Source organism: Actinomyces sp. HMSC075C01 (assembly GCF_001812965.1).
Taxonomy (GTDB): Bacteria; Actinomycetota; Actinomycetes; order Actinomycetales; family Actinomycetaceae; genus Actinomyces; species Actinomyces acetigenes.
Genome location: NZ_KV811000.1, coordinates 1 through 1,130, shown reverse-complemented (window position 1 = coordinate 1,130; position 1,130 = coordinate 1). Strand labels below are relative to the sequence as shown.

At 65.4% G+C, this 1,130-nt stretch carries 2 protein-coding genes and 1 pseudogene; 2 read left to right on the top strand and 1 reads right to left on the bottom strand.

The window, feature by feature from the left end; all coding sequences use genetic code 11:
* Positions 1–21: 21 nt before the first annotated feature.
* Positions 22–591 (top strand): IS1634 family transposase, encoded by a 570-nt coding sequence (locus HMPREF2883_RS15870; RefSeq protein ID WP_371080576.1) that lies wholly within the window; start codon positions 22–24, stop codon positions 589–591.
* A 49-nt stretch (positions 592–640) separates the two neighbouring features.
* Positions 641–907: a hypothetical protein gene (locus HMPREF2883_RS15865; RefSeq protein ID WP_371080574.1), complete on the top strand. Its 267-nt coding sequence runs from the start codon at positions 641–643 to the stop codon at positions 905–907.
* A gap of 4 nt (positions 908–911) precedes the next feature.
* On the opposite strand, the pseudogene HMPREF2883_RS15520 reads toward HMPREF2883_RS15865, so the two are convergent.
* Positions 912–1,130 (bottom strand): annotated as a pseudogene (locus HMPREF2883_RS15520) (hypothetical protein); the annotation flags it as partial.

Sequence of the window (1,130 nt, the reverse complement as noted above, 5' to 3'; positions counted from 1 at the left end):
TAAACCGCTTACACAGAAACCTTGACAGGCTCGACCACCACGATCATCCCGGTGGTGGAGGCCTTCCAGGCCGCTCACGGTATCGAGGAGCTCGTCATCGTCGCTGATGCCGGCATGCTCTCAGCGGCCAACCTCACGGCCCTGGACAAGGCGCACCTACGTTTCATTGTCGGGGCACGCACCACCCGGGCCCCAGGCGACCTGGAGGCCCACTTCCACTGGGCCGGGGACGCGTTCACCGATGGGCAGCTCATTGACACCATCACCCCCAAGAAAGGCTCCAGGAGCGAGCGGGACAAGGCTGTCAGGGCTGAGCCCGTCTGGGATCCAGCCAAGTATTCGGGGTCGTGGCGGGCGGTGTGGGCCTACTCCAAGAAGCGCGCCGCCAGGGACACTCAGACCCTGACCGCTCAGGAGAACCGGGCCCGGGCCGTCATCGCCGGCGAGAAGCGTCCCAAGGGCACCAGGTTCGTCACCGTCCATCAAGGCGATCAGGTGCTCGATGAGGCGTCCCTGGCCCGGGCCAGGTCGCTGGTGGGGCTCAAGGGCTATGTCACCTTTCGTTCCCGCGCATCTGATGGATGCCGGTGAGGTCGTCTCCTCGTATCACGAGCTGTGGCACGTCGAGCAGTCTTTCCGGATGAGTAAGCACGACCTGAGAGCCCGACCGGTCTTCCACCACCAGCGCGATGCCATCGAGGCGCACCTGACCGTGGTCATGGCCGCCCTGGCCGTCGCCCGGCACCTCCAGGAGACCACCGGGATCAGCGTTAAGCGCATCATCCGTGCCCTCAAGCCCCTTCAGGACGTCACCATCAACCTCAACGGCCATAAGATCACTGCCCAACCCCAAATCACCCCAACCGCAGCCAGCATCCTCAAATCCCTACAGTCCCCAGGGCACTAAGGTGTCACGAGTCAGGACTCACTCCAGACAGCAGGTCGGTGGTGGGGACGTCGAGCAGCCCGGAGCGGCGCAGGGCCTCGGTGCCGTGGCCCCGTCCGTCCTGGGGGTCGGAGCGCAGGGAGGTGAAGACGGACAGGAATGTGGCGCGCTTGAGCCTCTTGCTGCCGCCGTGGGAGATGCACCTCGCTGCGGATCGATGAGCCGGAGCGGCGTGTGACGGGAG

Coding starts and splice junctions, on each gene's coding strand:
- HMPREF2883_RS15865 (WP_371080574.1), top strand. CDS start 641: ATGAGTAAGCACGACCTGAGAGCCCGACCGGTCTTCCACCACCAGCGC.